The organism is Nocardioides sp. NPDC057772, assembly GCF_042798075.1.
Classification (GTDB): Bacteria; Actinomycetota; Actinomycetes; order Propionibacteriales; family Nocardioidaceae; genus Nocardioides.
This window is the reverse complement of record NZ_JBHVKN010000408.1, coordinates 1-1,016: the sequence shown is the minus strand read 5'-3', so window position 1 is coordinate 1,016 and position 1,016 is coordinate 1. Positions and strand designations below refer to the sequence as shown.

The window sequence follows — 1,016 nt, the reverse complement described above, 5'->3', positions numbered from 1 at the left end:
CCTCCCTCGGCTCGTGGGACGCGTCCACCGTCGGCTCCTACAGGTACCCCGGCACCGACACCTGGGCCCACGTGATCCCGCTCGCTCTGGACCCGGAGCGTGAGCCGGTGGCGGGCGTGCTCACCCGCCACCCGGACGGCTACCACCTCGTCACGATCCTGACACGGCGTACGGCCTTCTGGAACGTCGCCAGCGTCGGCCGGGTTCCGCCGTCCTGGCTCGACGGCGCCCCTCTCGACGGCGCCCCTCTCGACGGCTCCCCTCTCGACAGCGCCCCTATGGACAGCCCATCGACCGCTCCGTGATGGGAACGGATCGAACCGTACCGTCACCGGCGCGAACGAACTTTCATTCGGCCTACGGGAGCGAATGAAAATTCGTTCACGCGTCGAGACCGGGTGAAAGTTCGTTCACCCCCTGGCGCCGGAATGAAAATTCATTCGACTCCACGAGCCGAATGAATTTTCGTTCCCCGTGAAGGATCAGTCCTCCGGGTCGTAGCCAAGGTTCGGCGAGAGCCAACGCTCGGCCTCGGCCATCGTCCAGCCCTTGCGCTGGGCGTAGTCGGCGACCTGGTCCTGGCCGAGACGGCCCACGACGAAGTACTGCGAGTCGGGGTGGCCGTAGTAGATGCCGGAGACCGACGCGCCCGGCCACATCGCCATCGACTCGGTGAGCTCGATGCCGGTGTTCTTCTCGACGTCGAGCAGCGACCAGATGGTCTGCTTCTCGGTGTGGTCGGGACAGGCCGGGTAGCCCGGAGCGGGGCGGATACCGGCGTACTTCTCGGCGATCAGGTCCTCGTTGGGCAGCTGGCCGTCACCGCCCTCGTCGGCGGCGTAGCCCCAGAACTCGGTGCGTACGCGCTGGTGGAGCCGCTCCGCGAACGCCTCGGCCAGGCGGTCGGCCAGTGCCTCCAGCATGATCGCGGAGTAGTCGTCGAGGTCGTCCTTGAACGCCTTGACCCGCTCGGGCAGGCCGATGCCGGCGGTCACCGCGAAGGCACCGACGTGGTC

General features: G+C 67.6%; 2 protein-coding genes. One reads left to right on the top strand and one right to left on the bottom strand.

Annotation, left to right across the window (positions count from 1 at the left end):
• Positions 1-305 (top strand): hypothetical protein (locus tag ACFVJS_RS28065; protein ID WP_378886817.1); only part of this gene is annotated, 305 nt, incomplete at its 5' end.
• A 177-nt stretch (positions 306-482) separates the two neighbouring features.
• On the opposite strand, the gene ACFVJS_RS28060 is transcribed toward ACFVJS_RS28065, so the two are convergent.
• Positions 483-1,016 (bottom strand): vitamin B12 dependent-methionine synthase activation domain-containing protein (locus ACFVJS_RS28060; protein ID WP_378886816.1); only part of this gene is annotated, 534 nt, incomplete at its 5' end.